The sequence below is a fragment of the Pseudoalteromonas sp. S3260 genome (genome assembly GCF_005886925.1).
In the GTDB taxonomy this organism is placed as follows: Bacteria; Pseudomonadota; Gammaproteobacteria; order Enterobacterales; family Alteromonadaceae; genus Pseudoalteromonas; species Pseudoalteromonas tetraodonis.
The window spans coordinates 1-291 of the sequence record NZ_PNCV01000373.1; the positions used below are offsets into that span (position 1 = coordinate 1).

1 protein-coding gene is annotated in these 291 nt (G+C 45.0%); it reads right to left on the bottom strand.

Features of this window, described 5'->3' with window-relative positions; translation table 11 throughout:
• Nucleotides 1-291, bottom strand: a 291-nt coding sequence (locus CWC14_RS18850; RefSeq protein WP_283957467.1) for a histidine kinase dimerization/phospho-acceptor domain-containing protein, incomplete at both ends; no start/stop codon positions are given.

The following is a 291-nucleotide window of genomic DNA, read 5'->3' on the forward strand; positions in this document are numbered from 1 at the left end:
ACCGACCGGTTCGGTGACAATATCAAGTTGCTCTCTGTCAATCTTGTCTAAATCGATAATGTCGTTAAAGATGTTGCCTAAGGTTTCAGCGCTTGAGAAGACCGTATTGCACCAACTGCGTTGTTGTTTCGTTAATTCAGTATCAAGCAGCATACGAGTGAGACCAACAATACCATTCAAAGGGGTGCGCAACTCATGAGACAAAGTGGCAATGAATTTACCTTTGTCTTTGTAAGCAGTCTCGAGCGCTTGTTCAGCTTCCTTACGGCTCGTGATATCACGGCCGAAAGC